At 66.6% G+C, this 23310-nt stretch carries 23 protein-coding genes and 4 tRNA genes; 10 read left to right on the forward strand and 17 right to left on the reverse strand.

What is annotated here, in order from left to right; genetic code table 11:
• Positions 1–86: 86 nt before the first annotated feature.
• Together rplL and rplJ are read right to left on the reverse strand one after the other, a co-directional pair.
• Positions 87–467 (reverse strand): 50S ribosomal protein L7/L12, encoded by a 381-nt coding sequence (gene rplL / locus NA11_RS05045; RefSeq protein WP_069160568.1) that lies wholly within the window; start codon positions 465–467, stop codon positions 87–89.
• Between the two features lie 65 nt (positions 468–532).
• Positions 533–1078, reverse strand: coding sequence for a 50S ribosomal protein L10 (gene rplJ, locus NA11_RS05050; RefSeq protein ID WP_069160569.1), 546 nt, complete (start codon positions 1076–1078; stop codon positions 533–535).
• 481 nt (positions 1079–1559) lie between these two features.
• Between rplJ and NA11_RS05055 the strand changes: the two genes are divergently transcribed.
• Positions 1560–3182: an MFS transporter gene (locus NA11_RS05055; RefSeq protein WP_069160570.1), complete on the forward strand. Its 1623-nt coding sequence runs from the start codon at positions 1560–1562 to the stop codon at positions 3180–3182.
• Positions 3183–3192: 10 nt separating this feature from the next.
• Here NA11_RS05055 and NA11_RS05060 read toward each other — a convergent pair whose 3' ends face one another.
• The 11 genes from NA11_RS05060 to NA11_RS05110 form a co-directional block, all read right to left on the reverse strand.
• Positions 3193–3723, reverse strand: a complete 531-nt coding sequence (locus NA11_RS05060; RefSeq protein WP_069160571.1) for an NADPH-dependent FMN reductase — start codon at positions 3721–3723, stop codon at positions 3193–3195.
• Positions 3724–3819: 96 nt separating this feature from the next.
• A complete protein-coding gene (gene rplA / locus NA11_RS05065; protein ID WP_069160572.1) occupies positions 3820–4539 on the reverse strand; it encodes a 50S ribosomal protein L1 in 720 nt (239 codons plus the stop codon).
• Positions 4540–4615: 76 nt separating this feature from the next.
• Entirely contained in the window at positions 4616–5050 is a 435-nt protein-coding gene (gene rplK / locus NA11_RS05070; protein WP_069160573.1) for a 50S ribosomal protein L11, read from the reverse strand.
• A 95-nt stretch (positions 5051–5145) separates the two neighbouring features.
• Positions 5146–5946 (reverse strand): transcription termination/antitermination protein NusG, encoded by an 801-nt coding sequence (nusG, locus tag NA11_RS05075; RefSeq protein WP_069160574.1) that lies wholly within the window; start codon positions 5944–5946, stop codon positions 5146–5148.
• 154 nt (positions 5947–6100) lie between these two features.
• Positions 6101–6487, reverse strand: a complete 387-nt coding sequence (gene secE, locus NA11_RS05080) for a preprotein translocase subunit SecE (protein ID WP_069160575.1) — start codon at positions 6485–6487, stop codon at positions 6101–6103.
• A 30-nt stretch (positions 6488–6517) separates the two neighbouring features.
• Positions 6518–6590 (reverse strand) — tRNA-Trp (locus NA11_RS05085).
• A 247-nt stretch (positions 6591–6837) separates the two neighbouring features.
• Positions 6838–7902 (reverse strand): fused (3R)-hydroxyacyl-ACP dehydratase subunits HadA/HadB, encoded by a 1065-nt coding sequence (locus NA11_RS05090; RefSeq protein ID WP_084654213.1) that lies wholly within the window; start codon positions 7900–7902, stop codon positions 6838–6840.
• A gap of 273 nt (positions 7903–8175) precedes the next feature.
• Entirely contained in the window at positions 8176–8346 is a 171-nt protein-coding gene (gene rpmG / locus NA11_RS05095) for a 50S ribosomal protein L33 (protein WP_014988500.1), read from the reverse strand.
• A gap of 42 nt (positions 8347–8388) precedes the next feature.
• Positions 8389–8464, reverse strand: a tRNA-Met gene (locus tag NA11_RS05100).
• A 72-nt stretch (positions 8465–8536) separates the two neighbouring features.
• Positions 8537–8609, reverse strand: a tRNA-Thr gene (locus tag NA11_RS05105).
• A 223-nt stretch (positions 8610–8832) separates the two neighbouring features.
• Positions 8833–8915: transfer RNA gene (locus NA11_RS05110), tRNA-Tyr, on the reverse strand.
• Positions 8916–9083: 168 nt separating this feature from the next.
• On the opposite strand from NA11_RS05110, the gene NA11_RS05115 reads away from it, so the two are divergent.
• A complete protein-coding gene (locus NA11_RS05115; protein ID WP_069160576.1) occupies positions 9084–9575 on the forward strand; it encodes a YajQ family cyclic di-GMP-binding protein in 492 nt (163 codons plus the stop codon).
• Positions 9576–9646: 71 nt separating this feature from the next.
• Here the strand turns inward: NA11_RS05115 and htpX are convergent, their stop codons facing one another.
• Together htpX and NA11_RS05125 are read right to left on the reverse strand one after the other, a co-directional pair.
• Complete coding sequence (gene htpX / locus NA11_RS05120) at positions 9647–10528, reverse strand: zinc metalloprotease HtpX (protein WP_069160577.1); 882 nt, start codon at positions 10526–10528, stop codon at positions 9647–9649.
• Positions 10529–10613: 85 nt separating this feature from the next.
• Complete coding sequence (locus tag NA11_RS05125) at positions 10614–11636, reverse strand: polyprenyl synthetase family protein (RefSeq protein WP_069160578.1); 1023 nt, start codon at positions 11634–11636, stop codon at positions 10614–10616.
• A gap of 162 nt (positions 11637–11798) precedes the next feature.
• On the opposite strand from NA11_RS05125, the gene NA11_RS05130 reads away from it, so the two are divergent.
• From NA11_RS05130 to NA11_RS05140, 3 genes are all read left to right on the forward strand, one after another.
• Positions 11799–13064 (forward strand): geranylgeranyl reductase family protein, encoded by a 1266-nt coding sequence (locus tag NA11_RS05130; protein ID WP_069160579.1) that lies wholly within the window; start codon positions 11799–11801, stop codon positions 13062–13064.
• Positions 13065–13155: 91 nt separating this feature from the next.
• On the forward strand, positions 13156–13584 hold the full coding sequence (locus NA11_RS05135; RefSeq protein WP_069160580.1) for a helix-turn-helix domain-containing protein: 429 nt from the start codon (positions 13156–13158) through the stop codon (positions 13582–13584).
• 53 nt (positions 13585–13637) lie between these two features.
• Positions 13638–14075: a VOC family protein gene (locus NA11_RS05140; RefSeq protein ID WP_069160581.1), complete on the forward strand. Its 438-nt coding sequence runs from the start codon at positions 13638–13640 to the stop codon at positions 14073–14075.
• Positions 14076–14136: 61 nt separating this feature from the next.
• Here the strand turns inward: NA11_RS05140 and NA11_RS05145 are convergent, their stop codons facing one another.
• Positions 14137–14643, reverse strand: coding sequence for a DUF2505 domain-containing protein (locus tag NA11_RS05145; protein ID WP_069160582.1), 507 nt, complete (start codon positions 14641–14643; stop codon positions 14137–14139).
• A gap of 39 nt (positions 14644–14682) precedes the next feature.
• On the opposite strand from NA11_RS05145, the gene NA11_RS05150 reads away from it, so the two are divergent.
• The 4 genes from NA11_RS05150 (at position 14683) to NA11_RS05165 (ending at position 21535) form a co-directional block, all read left to right on the forward strand.
• Complete coding sequence (locus tag NA11_RS05150) at positions 14683–15165, forward strand: DUF3592 domain-containing protein (protein ID WP_069160583.1); 483 nt, start codon at positions 14683–14685, stop codon at positions 15163–15165.
• Between the two features lie 166 nt (positions 15166–15331).
• The gene (locus NA11_RS05155) at positions 15332–16471 is read left to right on the forward strand and encodes a glycosyltransferase family 4 protein (protein WP_084654215.1); all 1140 of its coding nucleotides are present in this window, start codon (positions 15332–15334) and stop codon (positions 16469–16471) included.
• Between the two features lie 74 nt (positions 16472–16545).
• A complete protein-coding gene (locus NA11_RS05160; protein ID WP_069160585.1) occupies positions 16546–17250 on the forward strand; it encodes a demethylmenaquinone methyltransferase in 705 nt (234 codons plus the stop codon).
• A 112-nt stretch (positions 17251–17362) separates the two neighbouring features.
• Positions 17363–21535, forward strand: coding sequence for a bifunctional nitrate reductase/sulfite reductase flavoprotein subunit alpha (locus NA11_RS05165; RefSeq protein WP_069160586.1), 4173 nt, complete (start codon positions 17363–17365; stop codon positions 21533–21535).
• A gap of 4 nt (positions 21536–21539) precedes the next feature.
• Here the strand turns inward: NA11_RS05165 and NA11_RS05170 are convergent, their stop codons facing one another.
• The gene (locus tag NA11_RS05170) at positions 21540–22574 is read right to left on the reverse strand and encodes an aldo/keto reductase (protein WP_069160587.1); all 1035 of its coding nucleotides are present in this window, start codon (positions 22572–22574) and stop codon (positions 21540–21542) included.
• An 83-nt stretch (positions 22575–22657) separates the two neighbouring features.
• Here NA11_RS05170 and NA11_RS05175 point away from each other — a divergent pair, with 83 nt between their 5' ends.
• A complete protein-coding gene (locus tag NA11_RS05175; RefSeq protein ID WP_069160588.1) occupies positions 22658–23281 on the forward strand; it encodes a TetR-like C-terminal domain-containing protein in 624 nt (207 codons plus the stop codon).
• The last annotated feature ends 29 nt before the right edge of the window (positions 23282–23310 follow it).

Genomic DNA, 23310 nt, shown 5'->3' on the forward strand with positions numbered 1-23310 from the left:
TTTCCGGATTGTTGGCGCAGGTCCACAGAAATAGCAAACGGGCGGTCCCCCGGAGGGGACCGCCCGTCGGCGATTACGGTCGGGAATTACTTGACCGAAACCTTGGCGCCGGCTTCTTCCAGCTTCGCCTTGGCTGCCTCGGCGGCATCCTTGGCGACCTTCTCCAGGATCGGCTTCGGGGCACCCTCGACCAGGTCCTTGGCTTCCTTCAGGCCCAGGCCGGAGACGATCTCACGGACCACCTTGATGACCTGGATCTTCTTCTCGCCCGCACCCTCGAGGATGACGTCGAACTCGTCCTGCTCCTCCACGGCGTCAACCGCGGCGGCAGCGCCACCGACGGCGGCGACGGCGACGGGAGCAGCCGCGGTGACCTCGAACTTCTCTTCGAACTTCTTGACGAAGTCCGACAGCTCGAGCAGGGTCATGCTGCCGAAGGTCTCCAGCAGTTCGTCAACGTTGGCCATGATTGTTGTCCTTTCGGTAGTTGTTGTCTGCGTGGGGCGTTCGCGCGCGAATCACCCGTAGCGGGTTATTCGGCGGCAGCGGCTTCGCCACCGGCTTCGGCCTGTCGCTTCTCCAGCAGTGCGGCGGCAAGGCGAGCCACCTGCGAAGCGGGAGCGTTGAACAGACCGGCGGCCTTCGCCATGTTGCCCTTCATCGCGCCGGCCAGCTTGGCCAGCAGGACCTCGCGGGACTCCAGGTCGGCGATCTTCTCGACCTCGGACACGGACAGCGCAGCGCCGTCCATGTAGCCGCCCTTGATGATGAGCGCCTTGTTGTCCTTCGCGAAGGTCTTGAGGGCCTTCGCCGCGTTGACCGGCTCACCGCTGATGAAGGTGATCGCGGTCGGTCCGACGAACAAGTCATCCAGGCCTTCGACGCCCGCCTCGGCGGCCGCGCGCTTGACCAGGGTGTTCTTGGCGACGGAGTACGTGGCGTCGGCGCCGAGCGCACGCCGCAGCTCGGTGAGCTTGCCGACCGAAAGACCACGGTATTCCGTGACAACGGTGGCGGTCGAGCTCTTGAACTGCTCCGCGATCTCCTCGACCGCAGTGACCTTCTCGGGTTTTGCCATACTTCGCCTCCTCTCTGATGGTCGGTTCGTAGCGAACTACCGATCAGGGACCGCGCTTGCGACTGCTTGCAGGTCGCTCGAAAGGGCCAGCCGACAAAACTAACGCCCCGGACGCAGGGCGTCTCGGGGCGCAAACAGGAATCATCGATCCGGACTCATCACCCGGATCGGGTTCCCCAGCCTCGACTCTCCCTGCGTGGGCCGCCGGCAATGTGGCCGGACCTTCGACTGCACTCGAATGAGCGCAGCGACCAACGGTCTTCGGTAGAACGAATTGGGTAGTCATCGAACTTGTCGATTACTTCCGCCCACTGTACCTGGACCACCCGCCATCTGCCAAAACGGGGTCGGGGCAACGGAAATCGAGGCCGTCGAGATACCTCTGCGTTATGAGCTGGGTCACAGCAAGGTGGCAGATGTGTCCGAGATCGCCCCTTTAAGATGTTACCAACGGTGACAGTTACTGTTTGACTGCTGAACTATGGCAACCTCCATAGTCGATCCACCGGTGCTGCTGGAACGGCGTAACCAGCGCTTTCTCGCCTTGGCCGTGATCTGCCTGGCCGAACTGCTTGTCGTCCTCGACAACACCATCGTCAACGTCGCCCTGCCCTCGATCGGGGTGGAGCTCGAAACCGGTATCAGCGGCCTGCAATGGGTCGTCGATGCGTACACCCTGACGTTCGCCGGACTACTGCTCGCCTTCGGCAACCTGGGCGACCGGCTCGGCCGCCGCCGGGTCATGATGATCGGCCTGGTCGGCGTCGGCGCGATGTCGGTCGCGGGCGCGCTGTCCGGATCCATGGGCGGCGTCATCGCCGCGCGCGCCGCGATGGGCGTGTTCGCGGCGGCGGTCTTCCCCGCGACGCTCGCCCTGATCATCAATATCTTCCACGACCGCCGCGAACGCGGACTCGCGATCGGCGCGTGGACAGCCATGGCGGGCTTCGCCATTGCGATCGGCCCGATCTCGGGCGGTTGGCTGCTCGAGCATTTCTCCTGGCACTCGGTCTTCTGGATCAATGTGCCGTTGGCGCTCATCGCCCTCGTCGCCACCAGGATCTGGGTGCCCGAGTCACGCTCCACCAACGTCGGGCGGCTCGACGTGCTCGGCATCGTGCTGTCCATCGCGGGCATCACGCTCGTTGTGTGGTCCATCATCGAGGCACCGCGCTTCGGCTGGCTCTCGGCAACCACGCTCGGTACCGGCGCGCTCGGCGCCGCACTTGTCATCGCCTTCGTCCTCTGGGAATTGCGCACGCACTCACCGATTCTCAACATGCGGCTGTTCCGCAATCGGCGATTCTCCATGCCCTCCTTGGCCATCGCGATCGGTTACTTCTCGATGTTCGGGTTCCTTTTCCTGATCACCCAGTACTTCCAAGGCGTTCGTGAATACACGCCGCTCGAATTCGGTATCGCCTCACTGCCTTTCGCATTCTCGGTGGCGGTGGGCGCACCGGTCGCGACCCTGCTCTCGCAGCGGTTCGGGACCGCACCGGTCATCGCTTTCGGCCTGTTGATCAGCGGGCTCGGGCTTTATCTCGGCGGTCAGGTCACGGTGGACAGCCCGTACGTCACCGATGTGCTGCCCGCCATGGTGTTCATGGCGATGGGCGTCGGCATCGTTCAGGGGCCCGCGACCGAATCCATCATGGGTTCACTGCCATTGAACGAAGCGGGCGCGGGTTCGGCGGTCAACGACACCACCCGCGAGATCGGCGGCACCCTCGGCGTGGCGGTGCTCGGATCCATTGTGGCGTCGTACTACACGACGCGAATCGCACCGCGGATCGAGACCATCCCCACCACGATGATGTCCACCAAAGAGAAAGAGCTGGTACAGGCGAGCCCGCTCAGCGTGCTCGAGCTTCGCAAGCGCCCGCTCGCCCCGTTCTTCGAGACCCAGCGCGAGAACCTGATCGTCGCAATGAAAACAGCGGCACTGCAGGGCTCGCACACTGCGTCGCTTGTCGCGGCGGGCGCCGTCGTGACGTGCGCGGTCATCGTGGCCGTCTTCCTGCCGTGGGGCGTGCCGGAAGGCGAGTCGGTCCTGCTGGCCTGGCGGGACAAGTCCGAAGCCGACAAGGACCCGGCGGCCTGACGGCCCTTCGTCAGACCGCGACCCTGGCCACCAGCTTGGTCAGCGTTTCGAGTGCGCCGCTACGGAATTCGGTGGTGGCGACCAGGCCGTCCGGTCCTACCGCATCGCGGGCGACGGGCAACCTGGCGCAACTGTCAGGGTCGAAATCGGCTCCCACATAACCGAGCACCAGCGCCAGGGTCGCGGCGGCACCTTCGCCGCGACCCTGTGCGGCGGCATTGATCCACCCGGTCGGCTTCTCGTACAGATCGGCATTGCCGACGGTCCAATCCAGCAGGTTCTTGAGGCTGCCCGGCAGGGTGCCCGCATATTCAGGGGTGCAGAACAACACCGCGTCCGCCTGCGAAAGCTGTTCGCGCAGTGCGAGAACCGAGGGGTGACCGGTGCCGTCGTCGTCGGGGTTGAACGCGGGCAGCTCGGCGAGCCCGTCGAACCACCGGATGTCGACGGTGTCGGGGGCGAGTGCCTCGACCGTGCGCAGTGCGGCGGTGTTGGTCGAAGCACTGCGCGTGCTTCCGGAGATCAGCAGAACAACCGTCACCTTGCAAGCCAACCACTGTCGCGCCTGGATTAGTCCGGAAACGCACAAGGGCGGGAACGCGATTCGCGTTCCCGCCCTTGCGGACTTATTCAGGTGCTACTGCGTCGCATCCTCGTCGAGGAGGTTGCGGGTGCGGTTCGGGTCCACCGGGATGCCCGGTCCGGTGTTCGTCGAAACCGTCACCTTCTTGACGTAGCGGCCCTTGGCGGTCGACGGCTTCACACGCAGGATCTCGTCCAGCGCGGCACCGTAGTTCTCCACCAGTTTGGCATCGTCGAAGGACGCCTTGCCGATGACGAAGTGCAGGTTGGCCTGCTTGTCGACGCGGAAGTTGATCTTGCCGCCCTTGATGTCGTTGACGGCCTTGGTCACATCGGTGGTGACCGTGCCCGTCTTCGGGTTCGGCATCAGGCCACGCGGGCCGAGGACACGCGCGATCCGGCCGACCTTGGCCATCTGGTCCGGGGTGGCGATCGCGGCGTCGAAGTCCAGCCAGCCGCCCTGGATCCGCTCGATCAGGTCCTCGGCGCCAACGGCGTCCGCACCGGCGGCCTCGGCCTCGGCGGCCTTCTCGCCGGCCGCGAACACGATGACGCGGGCGGTCTTACCGGTGCCGTGCGGCAGGTTGACGGTGCCGCGGACCATCTGGTCAGCCTTGCGGGGATCCACACCGAGACGAACGGCAACCTCGACGGTGGCGTCGGTCTTGGTGGTGGCGGTCTCCTTGGCCAGCCGCGCTGCGGCGAGCGGGGAGTACAGCTTGTCGCGATCGACCTTCTCGGCCGCGGCGAGATACGCCTTGCTTCGTTTTGCCATAATTCTCTGTCCTTAGTTGTCTGGTTCAGCCGTGGTTATCGGGCCTGGCCGGCCCTCCCACCTGTGAGCGATGAGCTCAGCCTTCGACGGTGATACCCATCGAGCGAGCGGTACCGGCGATGATCTTCGCGGCCTGCTCGATGTCGTTGGCGTTCAGGTCTTCCTGCTTGGTCTTGGCGATCTCCCGGACCTGGTCCATGGTGACCTTCGCGACCTTCAGGCGATGCGGCTCAGCCGAACCCTTCTGCACACCGGCGGCCTTGAGCAGCAGCCGAGCGGCGGGCGGGGTCTTCAGCTTGAAGTCGAACGACCGATCCTCGTACACCGAGATCTCGACCGGAATGACGTTGCCACGCTGCGACTCGGTCGCGGCGTTGTACGCCTTGCAGAACTCCATGATGTTGACGCCGTGCTGACCAAGCGCGGGACCCACCGGAGGGGCGGGGTTCGCCTGGCCGGCCTGGATCTGAAGCTTGATGATCCCGGCGAGCTTCTTCTTCTTGGGGGGCATCTTTCTTTCCTAGGTGTCTGTTTTCCTTGCTCTTTGCAAGTCCTGGTGTTGCGATCCTCGGCAGAGTTGTTCCACGCTGCCGAGGACGAACAGTCTTAAATCTTCGCAACCTGGGTGAAGCCGAGCTCCACCGGGGTCTCGCGACCGAAGATCGACACGAGCACCTTGAGCTTCTGCTGCTCGGCGTTGACCTCGGAGATGCTGGCGGGCAGCGTCGCGAACGGGCCGTCCATCACGGTCACCGACTCGCCGACCTCGAAGTCGACCTCGATGGCAGGCTTGGACACCGACTCGGTGGTGGACTCGCCCGCGCCTGCGGCGCCGGCCGGTGCCGCGGCCTTCTTCTGCTGCGCGGCCGGGACCAGGAACTTCACCACGTCATCGATGGACAGCGGCGACGGGCGCGAGGTGGCGCCGACGAAACCGGTGACGCCGGGGGTGTTGCGCACCGCGCCCCACGACTCGTCGTTCAGTTCCATCCGAACCAGGATGTAGCCCGGCAGCACCTTGCGGTTGACGTTCTTGCGCTGGCCGTTCTTGATCTCGGTGACCTCTTCGGTCGGCACCTCGACCTGGAAGATGTAGTCCTCGAGATCGAGGTTCTGCACGCGGGTCTCGAGGTTGGCCTTCACCTTGTTCTCGTAGCCTGCGTAGGAGTGGATGACGTACCAGTCACCAGGGGCGCGGCGCAGGGCCGACTTCATCTCGGCGACCGGATCGGCGGGCTCGGCGTCGATCGGAGCGGCCGCTTCGGCGCTCTCGACCTCGGCGTCCACCGAGCCCTCGGAGTCCACGTCCTCGGAGTCTTCGTCGGTCGCGTCAGCCTCGATGGTGGGATCCACCACCGGCTCATCGACCGAGAACTCTTCGTTTGTGTCGTTCTCCGGGGTGCTCACTGGGGCACTCGCTTCCTGTGTCGTCACGTACATCCTCTGCGTGCCGGGGCCGGGCGCGCGGCGGAATTACTTCCACCCGTGTCCGCCCCGGATCGGCCGGCGTCTGGCCCTGTCGAGCGACCTGCGAGAGTCGCTGGCGCCGGGCGGCGTCGATCTAGCCGAACAGCCAGTTGACACCCTTGATGAACGCCACATCCAACCCGCTGATGAACGCGACCATGAAGACCACGAACACCAGAACAACGGTCGTATAGGTGACCATCTGCTTCCGGTTGGGCCAGATCACCTTGCGCAGTTCCGCGACGACCTCGCGCAGGAACTTGATCAAACGCTTGAACGGATTGACCGTCCCACCGCGTTCGGCCCGATCGGTCTTGGCTGCCCTACGCGACGAAGGTCGATCGAGTGTGGCGATCGAACCTGTATCCGACGATGCACCGCGAGTCCGCCGAGCGGAACGCTTGCCGCTCGGCCGAGCCACCGCGGTGCCCTCGTCCTCGGCCGCATGCGAGCCGTGGCGATTGTCCCGCTCGTCGCTCACGTCGATCCTTTCGTCGCTGGCATTCCAGGGCAGGGGCGACAGGACTTGAACCTGCAACCTGCGGTTTTGGAGACCGCTGCTCTGCCAGTTGAGCTACGCCCCTTCGGTCGGATCCGTGTTGGCTGTCCAACCACTGTTCAATGTTCAGTTGTGCGGTTCCGGTGTCGGCCAGCGACATAACACGCGCGCTGCTTTCGCAGTTGCCGGTCCCGTTGGCGAATCCCTTTCAGGCTCGCCTGGAACCAGCCCCACAGAGCAGCGCGCAGCGGCTGGTGACCCCAGAAACCTCAGTGTACGTCACCGTCCACGTCGTTAGCTAATCAGGGTCACTCGACCAGGTCACGCGGTTTTCAGGCCAGCTGCACGGTCGCGGTCGCGCGCCCGAAGATCTTGCGCCCCGCCGACTTCGCCACGATGGCGACGACCGCGGTCCGCGTCTCCGGATCCACAGACTTCACCTTACCGGTGTACTCGATCTCGGCCGCCTCATCGGTGCCGACGTAGACCGGGCTGGTGAAGCGGACGTTGTACTCCTTGACCGCGCCGGGGTCGCCGAGCCACGAGGTGACGAAGCCGCCGCCGAGGCCCATGGTCAGCATGCCGTGTGCGACAACGTCATCCAGGCCGACGAGCTTGGTGACCTCGTCGCTCCAGTGGATCGGGTTGGCGTCGCCGGAGACACCGGCGTAGTTCACCAGATCGCCGCGGGTCAGCCGGACGGTGCGCGCCGGAAGTTCGTCGCCGACGGTGACGTCCTCGAAGCTGTGCGCGCGCTTGCTCGCCACCACCTCGGGCACCGAGGCGACCGGGGTCGGCTCGGCGATGGCCTGCACCGCGCGCGGACGATGCTGCGGCGCGTCTTCGCCGATGCCGTGCATCAGCACATTGCGCACGGCGTCATTGAGATTGGGGTCGATATCGCCGCCGCTGCGGCCGATCAGCGTGGTGTAGGTGGTGAGCACCAGCTCGTCGTTCTGCGCGGTGACGATGTTCTTGGTGACGATGATGTCGCCGCCGAAGGCCTGCCGGAACGAATGCAGGTACACGTCGCAGACCAGCTGATCGCCGACCCTGATCGGCCGGTGGAATTCCAGGATCTGATCGGTCTGCATGATCTGGCTCAGGTCGTAACCGGTGACGATCTGCTCGAACAGCTTGCGCTGCGCGAGGATTCCGACCAGCGAGATGAAGGTGAGCGGCGCGAGCAGGCCGTCGTAGCCGTACTCCTGCGCGAGGTCCTCGTCCCAGTGCACCGGGTGGTAGTCCTGCACGGCGCGCGCGTATTCGCGCACCTTCTCGCGGCCGACTTCGTAGTAGTCGTCGACGCGATAGTGGTGACCCACCATGGAGGCCGCGTGTGCTGCGGGGTCGAACATGTCGGCCACCTGAACCGCTTCGTCTGTACCGGTGTTGATTGTCACTGGAGGACTGTACCTATCTGACTCCGAACCCGGAGTCGGCGGAGCAATCACAAACTCACCGGGCTCATTCGACGCTCGGTTTCGTCGTGACCGCTGTGGCGGCTGTGACGATAGTTCCTCGCTACGCTCACTCACTGACCGCACCCGACCGTGGAAATGCGTCAGGGCCGGACGAATGTCCGGCCCTCGCACTGGCACGTTCCGAGATTGCCGAGTGCGCGCACGCGCTCGGCGCCGATCCACGCGGCAGTATTCACGCGTGGCGGACTAGCGGGATTCTTTGTGTCCCCGGTGCGTGCCGCAGTTCGGGCAGAACTTCTTCAGTTCCAGCCGGTCCGGGTCGTTGCGCCGGTTCTTCTTGGTGATGTAGTTGCGGTGCTTGCACTGCTCGCAGGCCAAGGTGATCTTTGGCCGGACATCGGTGGACTTCGCGGCCACGATATTCCTTCTTTCGGGTCAACCAGATGGTCTGATCGGTTTTGGTAGCGATGGCCGGACTTGAACCGGCGACACAACGATTATGAGTCGTTTGCTCTACCGACTGAGCTACACCGCCACGGGGTCGCATTGCTGTGGTGCCGCGCCCAAGCTTGGAGATGCCGAGTCGGTCACCACCGGCAATCCGGCGAGCCCCCTAACGGAATCGAACCGTTGACCTTTTCCTTACCATGGAAACGCTCTGCCGACTGAGCTAAGGGGGCATGACTACATCCGCACCAGGCTCCGAACACTCGACCCCGGCGCGGCGAAGTCTTGAACGAGGTTACACACTTACTGGTCCGACCTCCAAACCGGGTGGTCAGGAGGCCTTTTCGACGGACCTTCCCGCGCATCCCCGACGGAGGGCGGTGCCAGGACCCCGATGGGTGACCCCGACAACGGGAAAGCCCCCGTGGATCGAAGTCGATCCACGGGGGCTTCGGGTGGCAGATGTAGGATTCGAACCTACGTAGGCTTTCGCCGACGGATTTACAGTCCGCTCCCATTGGCCGCTCGGGCAATCTGCCGTCGCGCTCTCGGCGCGAAAAGCAGAATACATCCAACCCCGGCCCTCAATGCAAACCGGCTGGCTATCGGCCATGCGCGCACACTAGCGTGCTAGTTCCGGGTACAACTGTCGAGTGCCGGTTTTCCGGTGAAGTGACCCGTCGAACCGTGAGGAACAGGAGCGCAGCGTGGCCGATTCGTCTTTCGATGTCGTCAGCAAGGTCGACCGTCAGGAGGTCGACAATGCCCTGCATCAAGCCGAGAAGGAGCTGACCACCCGCTACGACTTCCGCGGCACCGGTGCGGCGATCGAATGGTCGGGCGAGGACAAGATCGTGCTCACGGCGGAGGCCGAGGAGCGGGTCAAGGCGGCGCTGGATGTGTTCAAGGAGAAGCTGATTCGGCGCGACATCTCGCTCAAGGCGTTCGACGCGGGCGAGCCGATCGCGTCCGGCAAGACCTACAAGATCACCGGCACGCTGGTGCAGGGCATCGACACCGAGCACGCGAAGAAGATCTCCAAGAAGATCCGCGACGAGGGCCCGAAGGGTGTGAAGGCGCAGATTCAGGGCGAGGAGTTGCGGGTGAGCAGCAAGAAGCGCGACGACCTTCAGGCCGTCATCTCGCTGCTGAAGGGCGAGGACTTCGGGATCGCGCTGCAGTTCGTCAACTATCGCTGATTAGATTGCGCCACAGGTGATTTCATCGCACTACACGGCAATGAGCTAGGGGCCGTGCGGATTTCGATGATTCAGAGGCGCTTGGGCCCGCCTGCCATCTCCTCCAACCGCGCGATCCGGTCGGCCATCGGCGGGTGGGTGGAGAACCAGCGAGCGGCCCGCTCGCCCGCCCGGAACGGGTTGGCGATCATCAGGTGGGACTGAGCGGTCAATTGCGGCTCAGGAGGCAAGGGGGCGGCCTGCACGCCGCGCTCCAGCTTGCGCAGTGCCGAGGCCAGCGCGAGCGGGTCGCCGGTGAGCTCGGCGCCCGATTGGTCCGCCTGGTATTCCCGCGAGCGCGACACCGCAAGCTTGATCAGGCTCGCGGCGATCGGGCCGAGCAACGAGACGAGCAGCACGCCGAGCATGTTGGGGCCGTCGCCGTTGCGATTGCCGCCGAACGCCGAGGCGAAGAAGGCCAGGTTGGCCAGGCCGGAAATGACCGCGGCCAGCGCGCCCGCGACCGAGGAGATCAGGATGTCGCGGTTGTAGACGTGCGATAGCTCGTGGCCGAGCACGGCGCGCAGCTCACGCTCGTCGAGGATCTGCAGAATGCCGCTGGTACAGCAGACCGCGGCGTGCCGAGGACTGCGGCCGGTCGCGAAGGCGTTGGGGGCATTGGTCGGGCTGATGTAGAGCCGTGGCATCGGCTGGCGTGCGGTGGTCGCCAGCTCACGCACGATCCGGTAGATCATCGGCGCTTCCAGCTCGCTCACCGGCTGTGCGTGCATGGCTTTCAACGCGAGTTTGTCGCTGTTGAAATACGCGTACGCGTTCATGCCTACGGCCAGCAGGATGGCGATGACCAGGATCGTCGGACTACGGAACATTGCGCCGGCAAGAACGATCAATGCCGAAAGTCCGACCATCAGGCCGAACGTCTTCAACCCGTTCGCGTAACCGTGCCCGTGCATAGAGCGTCTCCCTCGCCACTCCCCCGATCGTTGAGTGCTTTACACGGGATCAACGATAGGAGCCCGAACCAAAGTTCCGCTGAACTCAGCCGACACGCTCGATGGTGTAGCGGACCAGGCGCTCGAGGGCATCGTTGGCGGGGCCTGCGGGCAGCGCGGACAGTTCGGCGTGCGCGATGTCGGCGTAGCCCTGCAGCTTCTCCTTGGCCAGCACCATGCCGTGCGAGCGGGACAGCAGATCGAGCGCTTCCTCGACCTCCGCGTCGGTTTCCAGCGGCCTGGCGAGCAGCTTGCGCAGCCGGTCGCCGTCGGCGCCCTCGTCGCGCAGCGCGTACAGCACCGGCAGAGTGTGCACGCCCTCGCGCAGGTCGGTGCCCGGCGTCTTGCCGGACTGCTCGGCGGCCGAGGAGATGTCGATGATGTCGTCGGAGATCTGGAACGCGGTGCCGACCGCGTCACCGAGGCGGGCCAGCCGCTCGACGTGCTCGGCGGACGCGCCGGAGAAGGTGCCGCCGAACCGACCGGAGGCCGCGATCAGCGAACCGGTCTTCTCCCAGACGACGCGCAGGTAATGCTCGACCGGGTCCTGGGATTCGCGGGCGCCCATGGTCTCGCGCATCTGGCCGGTGACCAGTTCGGCGAAGGTCTCGGCGATGATCCGCACCGCGTCGGGGCCGAGCGTTGAGGTCAGCCGGGAGGCGTGCGCGAACAGATAGTCGCCTGCCAGGATCGCGATGTTGTTGCCCCAGCGCGAATTCACGCTCGGGGCGCCGCGGCGCATCGTCGCCTCGTCCATCACGTCGTCGTGGTACAGCGTGGCCAGGTGCACCAGTTCGACCACGGTGCCCGCGGTGACCAGCGCGGGATCGGTGGGGTTCGGGCCGAGCTGGCCGGTCAGCACGGTGAACAGCGGACGGAATCGCTTGCCACCCGCCTTCGCCAGGTGCAGCGCCGCCTCCTGCAGGAATTCCTCGCCGTCGGACAGCTCGTCGACCAGGAGCTTTTCGACCTCTTCCAGGCGGTTACGCACGATTGCCGCGAGCTCGACGTCACCCAGATCGACCCCGGCAACCACGGTGCTCGCCTCACTCACAGCAGATGTGCTCATTTCTTCTCCCAGCGATGCGTCCGACCCCACGGTAGAGAACCTAGCGTGTCCCCAGCCGAAGCCCCATGAACACCGTCACTATGGGGTGTATCAGACACTTTCGCACACGATTTTCTCCGCGCCCCGATCGCCCGCGCGGCCGGTGATGCAAGTATTGATGCCATGGGTTCACCGGAAGTCACCCCCGCGGACGAGGACGCGCTGCCCACCAGAGCCGAGGTGCTCGTCGTCGGTGCGGGCCCGGCCGGGTCGGCGTCGGCCGCCTGGGCGGCGCGGGCCGGACGCGATGTGGTGCTCCTCGACTCCGCCGTCTTCCCCAGGGACAAGACCTGCGGCGATGGGCTGACGCCCCGCGCGACGGCCGAGCTGGAACACCTCGGCCTCGGCGACTGGGTGCGCGCACACATCGTCAACCACGGGCTCAGGATGACCGGCTTCGGCAAGGAAGCCTTGCTGAGCTGGCCCGCCGGTTCCTTCCCGACATACGGAAGTGCCGTCCCACGAACCGAACTCGACGACAAGCTGCGCGAGACCGCGATGAAGTCCGGCGCGCGGATGATCGACGGCACCAAGGTGGTCGATGTCACCCGCGACGGCGACCGGGTCACCGGCGTGTCGGTGCGCACCGCCAGCGGAACACACACCATCGACTGCACGCTGCTCATCGTCGCCGACGGCGTGCGGTCGCCGATCGGGCGAATGCTCGGCCGCACCTGGCACCGGCAGTACGCCTACGGCACCGCCGCGCGGGCCTACATCAAGTCCGGCCGCAGCGACGACCAGTGGATCACCTCGCATCTGGAACTGCGCGACGCCGACAACGTGCTCGTCCCCGGCTACGGCTGGGTGTTCCCGCTCGGCAACGGCGAGGTCAATATCGGCGTCGGCTCGCTGGCCACCGAACAGCGGCCCTCGCACATCGCGTTGAAGCCGCTGCTCGAGCACTACACCAAGCTGCGCTTCGACGAATGGGAGTTCGAGGGGTCGCTGCGAGCGGTGGCCTCGGCGCTGCTGCCGATGGGCGGCGCGGTGTCGAATGTGGCCGGACGCAACTGGGTGCTGGTCGGCGACGCCGCGGGCTGTGTGAACCCGCTGAACGGCGAGGGCATCGACTACGGCCTCGAGGGCGGCCACATGCTGTCCGAGCTGCTCGACGAGCCGGACCTGACCACGATCTGGCCCGAGCTGCTGCGCGCCCGCTACGGCCGCACCTTCTCGGTGGCCCGCCGGATCGCCGGACTCGCCACCCATCCGCGCATGGTTCCGCTCGGCGGGCCGCCGGTGATGCGGTCGAAGTACTTGCAGCGCACCGCGGTTCGGGTGATGGGCAATCTCGTCACCGACGAGGACGTCGACATGACCGCGCGGGCATGGCGGGCCGCAGGCCGGCTGTCCATGCGCGCCGACGACCTGCCGCCGTTCGCCTGACCTGCGATGGAGACACACCGGCCCGCCGAAGTGCCGACGGTAGGCTGAACCTTGTTTGCCGACCATCGACGCACGCGACAGGGTTCCAGCCATGGGCGGACAACAGTCCGGTGGATTACCCGCGCTGTATTTGCTTCCGCATTTACGACGGGCCAAGGATCACGCGGATCGGCACTATGCCGAACCGCTTCGCCTCGATGAATTGGCCGCTGCCGCTGGAGTTTCCAAATATCACTTTCTGCGTGCCTTCGCCGCGGTCTACGGGCTCACCCCGGTCGCGTATCTGACCGAACGCCGGATCGAGCGCGCACAGGATCTGCTTCGGTCGAGCAATGTGACGGTGACCGAGGTGTGCATGCTGGTCGGGTACAGCAGCCTCGGTTCGTTCAGCAGCAAGTTCCGCCAGCTGGTCGGGGTCACACCGTCGGAGTACCAGGCCAAGTTCGCCGCGGGGGCCCCGCATATTCCTGGCTGCTACGTATTCATGCACGGTCTCAGCGACCGGAAACGCGATTCCTGATCCCGCAATTTTGGAGAAGCCGGGCCCGAACACCGGCCCATAGCCTTGGTCGCATGACGACGATTACGAATGTCTCCCTGGTCACCGTGTATGTCACCGACCAGGACGAAGCGAAGCAGTGGTACATCGACAAGCTGGGATTCGTCGAGACCGCGGACGTCACCATGGGCGATAACGGATTCCGCTGGGTCACCGTCGCGCATCCCGCGCATCTGGAGCTCGAGGTGACCCTGATGGTGCCGGGGCCACCGTTGGACGAAGGCCTGACCGAAGCCATCACGCGTGCCCTGGCCAACGGTACGCACGGCGCGCTCGGGCTGAGCACCGAGAACTGCCAGAAGACCTTCGAGGAGCTCACCGCCAAGGGCGTCGAGTTCATTCAGCCCCCGGCCGAGCGGCCCTACGGCACCGAGGCGATCGTCCGGGACAACTCAGGGAACTGGCTGGTGCTGGTGGAGAAGAAGGCGTACTCGCCCGAGGATTTCAAGTAGCGGACGAGGGGTTCCGTTGCCCCGGCGCGCGCCGGGGCAACGGGTCGTGCGTGAGCAGGAGTCAGGCGGTCGCCTGGGCGGCCACCCACTCCTCGATGAACTTGCGCTCGCTGTTGAGCACCCGATGGTGCAGCTGCTCGGCGAGCGGTTCGATGGCGCCGCCGACCAGCGGCACCTTGACCTGCACGGTGCCGACCACCTCGATCTCGGAACCCTCTGCGGTCGAACGCATTTCGTAGGTGCCCGACATCTCGGTGGTGATGCCGCCGGTGGCGCCCTCGAAGGTGCCCTTGGCGACCTCGCCCGCGAGCGCCTGCCAGTTGTCAGTGCGCGAGAGCATGAGCTCGCTCTTGAGTACCTTGCTCACCACGCTGGGAATCTTGTCCTGCGCGGCCTTTTCGGTCATATGGATGCGAATGGTGCCCGCGCCCTCGGGGTGCGAGAGGTCGAGCGTTGCGGTCTCGGCGTCGGCGAAACGCGCCTGCCAGACCTTGTCGTCGGTGAGTGCCCGGTGAAGATCTTCGACCGGGACGGCGTAAGGCACGGTGAAGCTGAATTTTCGGGACATGCGCGACACCGTATCCGAGTCGCTCGGTAGCCTGTTGCGGTGTTGGAAACCAGCCAGTCTGATCGGCGGTCGAACCGGCTGCGGCGGGCCAGGATCGGCGTGCTCTGGGCCGCGGCGGTGATCAGCGTCCTCGTCGTGCTGCTGGTGCTCGCCGCCTGGCGCAACGACTACCTGATCAGCTCGGACAAGGGCGTGACCAGCGCGGAGGTGCTCTCCGCAGGCAGGCTGCGTTCGGCGGTCATGTACGTGACACCGGACGGCGAGACACACAATCCGAAGGTCGGCGTGCTGTATCCGACCAACCTCACCGCCGGCGAGCGGATCCGGGTCGAGTACTACCGCGCCGACCCCGATCTGGTGCGGGTGGAAGGACGCGATGTGCGCGTCGCCATCCCACCCGCGCTGTCGGTGATCGTGGTGGTGTGGGCACTGGCGCTGCCGACGGTCTGGCTGCTGCTGCGGCTGGACCGGCGCCGTTCGACGGCGGCGGGTGCGGGATCGAAGCCTGCCGATCCGAGCTGACCCTGCCGTCGGGCATGGATGCCGTGATCGGGGCCGGACAGGACACCACGGATTCTCGATTCCGCGCGTTCAACCGGTGACAGAGCCGCGAGGAGTTCGCCGGATCTTTCCGTGTCCTTAACGCATGTTTAGCGCCACGGGCCGTCGTGGCGGTCAACCTGTGGGTGTGCGTGTAGCGATTGTCGCGGAGTCGTTTCTGCCGAATATGAATGGCGTGGTCAATTCCGTGCTGCGGGTGCTCGACCACCTGGACCGGCACGGCCACGACGCGTTGATCATCGCGCCCGACACCGTGCGCGGGTTGCCGCCCGCCCCACGCTGGCACGATCGGTTCCGGGTGCACCGGGTGCCCGCGGTGATGGTGCCCAAGATCAGTTCGCTGCCGGTGGGACTGCCGCAGCCGGGAATCGTCTCGGCCATCGACGATTTCGATGCCGACGTGGTGCATCTGGCCTCGCCCTTCCTGCTCGGCGCAGGCGGCCTCGGCGCGGCACTGCGCCTGGATCTGCCCACCGTCGCGGTGTACCAGACCGACGTGGCCGGATTCGCCAAGAGCTACGGGCTTTCGCTGGCCAGCCGGGCGGCGTGGGCATGGACCCGGCGCATCCACGAGAGCGCGACCAGGACGCTGGCACCCTCGCGCGCGGCCGCGGACGACCTGGCCAGCCACGGCATTCCCCGGGTGCACCGGTGGGGACGTGGCGTCGACATCGCCCGCTTCAACCCGTCGGCGCGGCGCACCGAACTGCGCGACGCCTGGCACAGCGACGACAAGCTGGTGGTCGGCTTCGTCGGACGGCTCGCGCCGGAGAAGCACGTCGAACGGCTTGCGGTGCTGGCGAACGACCCGGACATCCAGCTGGTGATCGTCGGCGGCGGGCCAGAACGCGACCGGCTCGCGCGGATGATGCCGCGCGCGGTGTTCACCGGCGAGCTCGGCGGGGACACCCTGGCCCAGGCGTACGCCAGTCTGGACGTGATGGTGCACGCGGGCGAGCACGAGACGTTCTGCCAGGGCGTACAGGAAGCCTTGGCCTCCGGCATCCCGGTGATCGGGCCGGACGCGGGCGGCCCGCGCGATCTGATCGCGCACTGCCGCAACGGCTATCTGCTCCCGGTCGACCGTTTCACCGAGCTGTTGCCGAGTGCGGTTGGGGCGCTGCACGATCCGATCCTGCGCGCCCGATTCGCCGGAGCGGCACGCAAATCGGTGCTGCACCGCACCTGGCCCGCGATCTGCACCGAGCTGATGGGCCACTACGCCGACGTGACCGGCAGCCGAATGCGCTTACCGCACACGGCCTGATCCCCGCCTCGACTGTGACCGAGGAATCTGTGCACCAGGCTCGGCGTGCCGTGCCACGCGCGTTAGGGTCAGGCGTGGCGAAAACAGAATCCACCAGGGCCTCGCTGGACAAGCAGCCGCATGAGGTCGCGTCGATGTTCGACGGGGTCGCGAAGCGGTACGACCTGACCAACACGGTGATCTCCGGTGGCCAGGATCGCTACTGGCGCTGGGCGGTGCACAAGGCGGTGGCGCCGCGGCCGGGCGAGCGGGTGCTCGACCTCGCGGCAGGCACCGGTGTCTCCACCGTCGATCTGGCGAAGTCCGGCGCCTGGTGCCTGGCCGCCGACTTCTCCCAGGGCATGCTCGCCGCGGGCAGGTTCCGCAAGGTGCCGATGGTGGCGGCGGACGCGACCGCACTGCCGTTCGCCGACAACTCGTTCGACGCGGTGACCATCTCCTACGGCCTGCGCAACATTTCCGATTCCGAGGCCGCGCTGCGCGAGATGCTGCGGGTCACCAAGCCGGGCGGCAGGCTGGTCGTCGCGGAGTTCTCCACGCCGATCGTCCCCGGCTTCCGCACGGTGTACATGGAGTACCTGATGAAGGCGCTGCCGAAGGTGGCCCGCGCGGTGAGCAGCAACCCGGATGCCTACGTCTACCTGGCCGAATCCATTCGCGCGTGGCCCAACCAGCGCCAGCTCGCGATGCGCATCGCCGATACGGGATGGTCGTCGGTGAAGTGGCGTAATCTCACCGGGGGCATCGTCGCCTTGCACCGCGCGTACAAGCTCGGCTGAGCTGCGACCTCCGTCACACCTCACCAGCGCGAACGCGGGTGGTGAGGCTGAATGTGACGTGCCGATAACGCAAGGTAAACCTGGCGCAATCGGCGATGGCCATGATCGAGGCATGGTGGACGCACGCACGGATCGCGCAGGGGGCACTGCGAGAACGGCATGCTCGTACTGCGGTGTCGGGTGTGGCATCACCGTGCAGACGCGGACGGGCGCCGACGGCGCGCCCGTGATCGCCAAGGTGAGCGGCGACAAACTGCATCCGGCGAACGCGGGCAGGCTGTGCACCAAGGGCGCCACCCACCTGGAGCTGATGCGCACACCCGGCCGGATGGCGACCGCGTACCGACGGCCCGAGCGCGGTCAGGAGCCGGTGCCGGTGCCGGTCGACGAGGCGGTGCAGGAGGCTGCCGCGCGGTTGCGGGCCATCCTCGACGAACACGGGCCGGACGCGATCGCGCTGTATGTCTCGGGGCAGATGTCGATGGAGGCGCAGTACCTGGCGACCAAGCTGGCCAAGGGATACCTGCGGACGGTGCACATCGAGGCCAATTCCCGGCTGTGCATGGCGAGCGCGGGTACCGGATACAAGCAGTCGCTCGGCGCGGACGGCCCGCCCGGGTCCTACGACGACTTCGAGCACGCCGACCTGTTCTTCGTGATCGGCGCGAACATGGCCGACTGTCATCCGATTCTGTACCTGCGCATGGTCGACCGGCTCAAGGCAGGCGCGAAACTGATCGTGGTCGACCCACGGCGCACCGAGACCGCCGCCAAGGCCGACCTGTTCCTGCAGATCGCACCGGGCACCGATCTGGCATTGCTGAACGGCCTGCTGCACCTGCTCGTCGAAAACGGGGACATCGACAAGGATTTCATCGCCGAGCACACCGAGGGCTGGGACGGGATGCCCGAATTCCTCGGCGACTACCCGCCCGCGAAAGTGGCCGAGCTCACCGGCCTCGCCGAGGCCGACATCCGCACCGCCGCACAGTGGATCGGCGCGGCAGGCGAATGGATGTCGCTGTGGACAATGGGGCTCAACCAGTCCACCCACGGCACCTGGAACACCAACGCGCTCTGCAATCTGCACCTGGCCACCGGCGCCATCGCGCGGCCGGGCAGCGGGCCGTTCTCGCTGACCGGACAGCCGAATGCCATGGGCGGCCGCGAAATGGGTTACATGGGGCCGGGACTGCCCGGCCAGCGCAGCGTGCTCACCCCCGCCGACCGCGCCTTCGTCGAAACCGCGTGGGGCCTTGCGCCCGACACGATCCGCGATCAGGTCGGGCCCGGCACCGTCGAGATGTTCCGCGGGCTTGCCGCAGGACAGATCAAGGCGGCCTGGATCATCTGCACGAATCCCGTTGCCTCCATGGCCAACCGAAGGACTGTCATCGACGGCCTCGAAGCCGCCGAGTTGGTGATCGCCCAGGACGCCTACACCGAGACCGCGACCACCGCGTACGCCGACCTGCTGTTGCCTGCCACCCTGTGGGCCGAAGCCGATGCGGTGATGGTGAATTCGGAGCGCAACGTCACGCTGTTGCAGCGTTCGGTCGATCCGGTCGGCGAGGCCAAGCCGGACTGGCTGCTGATCGCCGAGGTCGCCACCGCGATGGGGTTTGCCGGCTTCGAGTTCGCGTCCAGCGCCGAGGTTTTCGCCGAGATCAAGCAGTTCGCCAATCCGGTCACCGGATATGACCTGCGCGGCATGGATTTCGATCGGCTCAGCGAAGGGCCGATGCAGTGGCCGTGTCCCGACGGCGCGCGGCGACGCAATCCGATCCGCTACCTCAACGATGGGGTCAGCCAGCAGCTTTTCGTGGACGAGACCGGGCGGCAGCCGCGCCTGGCCTTCGCGACGCCGAGCCGTCGGGCCGTGTTCTGGCCGCGCCCGCATCTGCTGCCTGCGGAAATGCCCGACGACGACTTCCCGTTCCTGCTCAATACCGGTCGGCTGCAACATCAGTGGCACACGATGACCAAGACCGGGAAGATCGACAAGCTGACCAAACTGAACGGGCAGCCGTTCGTCGAGGTCCACCCGGCCGACGCGGAACGCCTCGGGGTACAGGCCGGGGACCAGCTCGAAATCGCGTCCCGGCGGGGCAGAGCGGTGCTGGCCGTGCAGGTCAGCGACCGGGTCCGGCCCGGCGATTGCTTCGCGCCGTTCCACTGGAACGACGAGCACGGCGAGTACTTGACCATCAACGCGGTCACGAACGACGCCGTCGATCCGGCCTCGCTGCAGCCGGAGTTCAAGGCCTGTGCGGTCTCGCTGCGCCGGGTCGCGGTGCCGGAGACGGAGACGCCCGTCGAGTCGACACCGCAGCAGGCCGACCTGCATCCCTTGGCGATCGCGCTCGGGCTGGACGCGGCAACCACCCCGACACTGTCCGAGTACGAACGGGTCTACCTCAGCGGGTATCTCGCTGCCCTGCACGCGGTTCCGGTGACCGGTCAGCCGGTGCTCCCTGCTGCCGCGCCGATGTCCGCGCAGGGCAGGCTCTGGATCGACGGAATGCTCGCGGGCATGTACTCCCGTGCGACGACGCCGGGTGCGGCCGCCGCGCCGGTGCGGTCGGTGACGGTGCTGTGGGCCTCGCAGACCGGGACGGCGGAGGAGCTCGCCGCGGCCACGGCGGCCAGGCTGACCGAATGCGGTTTCGCGCCACGGCTGCTCGACATGGACTCCTGCACGCTGGACGGGCTGAGCGGCGATGTGCTGGTGATCACCAGCACGTTCGGCGACGGCGGTCCGCCGGACAACGGCACCGACTTCTGGGAACGCCTGGAGGCAGGCGCGGTGCGGCTCACCGGCATGCGCTACGCGGTGTTCGCGCTCGGCGACTCCAGTTACGACGACTTCTGCGGGCACGGGCGCAAATTGGACGAGCGACTCGCCGAATCCGGTGCGGTGCGGCTGTTGCCGCGCGTCGACAGCGAACCGGACTTCCATGAGCCCGCCGAGCATTGGCTCGACGCGGTGCTCGCTGTGCTGGGCGACACCTTGGAATCCGATGCGACGGACGATGATCCTGGCCTGCCGACGTCGCCGCAAGGACCGGTACGCCTCGGCGGTGCGACGACAGCGGTGCTGACCAGGGCCACCGCGCCAGCTCCAGGACGGACCCGCAGAGAGGTCGCGTCGTTCACGCGAAGCGCGCCGGTGCGCGCACCCCTGGTGCGCAACGAATCGCTCACCCCGAGCAGTGCGCCGAAAGAGGTGCGGCAGTTCGGCTTCGACCTGCGCGGGCTCGAAGCCGATTACGAGGTCGGCGATTCGCTCGGCGTCTGGCCGACCAACGACGCGGCGCTGGTCAACGAATGGCTCACCACCACGGGGCTCGACGGTCGCCGGATCATCGAGGTCGACGATCGGGAACTGTCGCTGGCCGAGGCGCTGCGCACGCACTACGACATCAGCAAGGTGAGCAACGATCTGCTCTCCTTCATCGCCGACCGCAACCCGAACATCCGGCTGGCGAAGCTGCTGCGGCGCGACAATCGCAACGAGCTCGACAACTACCTGTGGGATCGCCAGGCGGTCGACGTGCTGCGCGATTTTCCGGTGCGCGCCGATCTGGTCGACTGGCTCGGCACGCTGAAAAAGCTGCAGCCGCGCCAATATTCGATCTCGTCGAGCCCGCTGGTCAGCCCGCACGAGGTGCAGCTGACGGTCGGCGTCGTCCGCTACGGCGATCCGGTCGCCAAGGGGTCGGCGGCCAGGCGCGGCGGGGTGTGCTCGACCTTCCTCGCCGATCGGGCGGGCGGCGACCCGGCCGCGGTGCCGATCTTCCTGCAGCGCGCGCCGCACTTTCGCCCGCCCACCGACCCGACGGCGCCGATGATCATGGTCGGGCCCGGCACCGGCATCGCGCCCTTCCGCGGCTTCCTCCAGGAACGCAGAGAACTCGGCTGCACCGGCCGCAACTGGCTGTTCTTCGGTGAACAGCACGCCGCCAAGAACTTCTACTACCGCGCCGAACTCGAAGACATGTTCCGCTCCGGCTTCCTCACCCGACTCGACCTGGCCTTCTCCCGTGACCAACGGGAGCGGATCTACGTGCAGCACCGCATGATCGAGCACGGCGCCGAGCTCTGGTCCTGGCTGCGCGACGGCGCCCACCTCTACGTCTGCGGTGACGCCGCGCGCATGGCCAAGGATGTGGACGAGGCGCTGCTGCACATCGCCCGCGTACACGGCAAGCTGGACGACGCTGCCGCACAAGCCTTCCGGAAACAACTGGTCGCGGAGAAACGCTACGTCCGCGACGTGTACTGACCGACTACACCGCGGGCGGGTTGAGCCTGGTGAAATCGCCGAGGCGGTAGTACGGGTAGTAGGGATACGGCGGGGAGGTCGCACTCGCCTTGTCGAGGCGGGCCACCTGGTCCGCGGTGAGCTCCCAGCCGACCGCGCCGAGGTTCTGCCGCAGCTGCTCCTCGTTGCGGGCGCCGACGATGACGGTCGACACGGTCGGGCGGCGCAGCAGCCAGTTGAGGGCGATCTGCGGGACGGTCTTGCCGGTCTCCGCGGCAAGCTCGTCGAGGACGTCCACCACGTCGTAGAGCTTCTCGTCGTCGACCGGCGGGCCCGCGGCGGCGGTCTGGTGCAGGCGGCTGCCGTCCGGAATGGGTTGGCCGCGCCGGATTTTCCCGGTCAGCCTGCCCCAGCCGAGCGGGCTCCAGACCACGGCGCCGACGCCCTGGTCTTGCCCGAGCGGCATCAGTTCCCACTCGTAGTCGCGGCCGACGAGCGAGTAGTACACCTGGTGGGCGACATAGCGGGTGCGGCCGTTCTTGTCGGCCGCGGCAAGAGATTTCATCAGTTGCCAGCCGGCGAAGTTGGAGGCGCCGAGGTAGCGGATCTTGCCTGCGCGGACCAGATCATCCAGTGCGGCAACGACTTCCTCGACCGGGGTGCCCGCGTCGAAGGCGTGCAGCTGGAACAGGTCGATGTAGTCGGTGCCGAGCCTGCGCAGCGCGCCCTCCACCGCGGCGATGAGCCTGGCCCGTCCTGACCCTGCCTGGGCAGGCCCCGGCCCGGTGGGCAGGGAGGCCTTGGTCGAGAGGAGCAGCTGATCGCGCCTGCCCTTGATGGCGGCGCCGAGTACTTCTTCCGAGGCGCCGTCGGAGTAGACGTCGGCGGTATCGAACATGGTGACGCCTGCCTCCAGGCTGATGTCGACCAATCGCCGCGCCTGCTCGGCATCGGTGTCACCCCATGCGCTGAACAGTTCGCCGCGTCCGCCGAAGGTGCCCGCGCCGAAGCTGAGGGCCGGGACGTGCAGGCCGGAAGCGCCGAGCCGACGGTACTCCATGGTGACTCCTAAAAGGGTCTATAGTTCCGTTAACACGTCGAACACTACACGGTTCCGACGCTAAACGAAACTGGAGTTCCGTTATGACTGAAGAGGGCGCCGTCCCCGGCTCGGTCCGCCCCGGCGGACGCACGGCCAGGGTCCGCGAAGCAGTGCTACAAGCCGCGGGCGATCTGCTGGCCGAACGCGGCTTCGCCCATCTCGATCTGGCCGAGGTCGCCGCCGCGGCTGCAGTCGGCAAGACCACCGTCTATCGCCGCTGGCGGCACCCGGCGGGCTTGATCACCGACCTCCTGGTCGAGATGGCCGAGGGTTCGCTGCCGCACGCCGATACCGGCTCACTGCTCGGCGACCTCACCGCGAATGCCCACCTGGTCGCCGAAACATTGGCAAACCCCCGCCAGGGCAAGCTCTTTCAGGCCGTCATCGCGGCCGCCACCTGCGACGAAGCCGCCGCCACCGCGTTGCGCCGGTTCTACGACATCCGCCTCACCGAATGGTCGATCTGCGTCGAGCGGGCCATCGAACGCGGCGAGGCGCCCGCGGGCACCGACGCGCGCGCCGTGCTTTCCGCGGTATCCGCCCCGCTGTATTACCGCCTACTTGCCAGCGGTGACCCCATCGACGAGACCGCCGCGACCACCGCCGCCCTTGCCGCCGTAAACGCAGTCACCGCAGGCATATTCGTCACCTCCGCACCGACTTAGCCGATCCAGGAGCCGTGCTCAACTCGACA

Origin of the sequence: Nocardia altamirensis NBRC 108246 (genome assembly GCF_001612685.1) — a bacterium.
In the GTDB taxonomy this organism is placed as follows: Bacteria; Actinomycetota; Actinomycetes; order Mycobacteriales; family Mycobacteriaceae; genus Nocardia; species Nocardia altamirensis.